Below are 1,128 nucleotides of genomic sequence, written 5' to 3'. Positions count from 1 at the left end.
GGCGGGACGAGCAACCCCGCCATCACGATCCACCCGCTCGCCAGCCCCGCCATGCCGCCGAGCATCAGCGCGATCACCAGCAGCATCATGAACGCCAGCGAATAGGTCACGAAGATCGCGTGATCGTAGAGATGGTGCTTGCGGCGCCACAGGAACAGCAGTGCCATGAACGGCACCGAGAGCGGGATCAGCCCCCAGCTATATTTATAAGCGCTCGACTGAAGCTTGTAGATCATCAGGCGGGGATTGGCGTTCGCCTTGGCGATGCCATGGTCAAGCAGTGGCCAGCCGGTCTTCTTCACGTCGGTGAAGGTAAAATCGTCCGTGTCGCGTCTGGTCGTGCCGCTTGCGCTCGTCAGCGCGCGGATGCTGCCGCGCAGGACGAGTGCCTGCGTATCGAGATCGGTGGTCGATTGACCCGCGCGCACCGCGATCGCGCGGTCCCGCTCGATGCGGGCGAGCTCGCCACGGGCCTCGTCCAGCCCGCGTGCGAGTTCGGCGCGGTCGCGCGTCGTGGGGGCGGCGATCTGCTCGGTTATCTCGCCACCGACCACACCGATCGTCGCGAACATCAGGAAGACGGTAAACAGGAACAGCGCGAGCGGCGAGACGAACCGCGCGCGCTCGCCATTGACGTAGCGCCGGGTGAGCGTGCCGGGATGCAAGACGAGCAGCGGCAGCGTGCGCCAGATCTTGCCCTCGAAATGGAACACGCCATGCGCAATCTCATGCCCGATCGCGCCGAGCGACCGGTGGACATGCGCGGCCTGACCACAGGCATGGCAGTGCGCGCCGATCAGCGCGGTGCCGCAATTGAGACAGAGCGCGCCCGTTGCATGCGCCCTGCCGATTGCGGTCGATTCGCCCGCACATGGTTCGAACGCGCGTCCGACCAATGCCCCCGTGGCGATGTCCGCCGCTGCCCCCATGTCCCCGTTCATAACGCAAGCGTAACGCAGCCCGGGCGTTGGCGCGAGTCGGTTTGGCGTGATAGTCGGATGGCATGACCGACCTTCCCGACGCCGAGACGCACTCTGAAACCCTGGTCGCCGACATGGGCGCGCGCGCGCGCGTCGCATCAGGCGTGCTCGCGGCGCTGCCGACTCCGCGCAAGGCCGCGGCGCTGGT

At 66.8% G+C, this 1,128-nt stretch carries 1 protein-coding gene; it reads right to left on the bottom strand.

Annotated features, from left to right (window positions below):
- The coding region (locus sphsw_RS08970; RefSeq protein ID WP_042466952.1) for a DUF3667 domain-containing protein at nt 1-941 on the bottom strand (941 nt) is incomplete at its 3' end.
- Nucleotides 942-1,128 lie beyond the last annotated feature (187 nt).

Origin of the sequence: Sphingomonas sp. FUKUSWIS1 (assembly GCF_000733135.1) — a bacterium.
In the GTDB taxonomy this organism is placed as follows: domain Bacteria; phylum Pseudomonadota; class Alphaproteobacteria; order Sphingomonadales; family Sphingomonadaceae; genus Sphingomonas; species Sphingomonas aerolata.
This window is presented reverse-complemented; position numbering and strand designations above follow the sequence as displayed.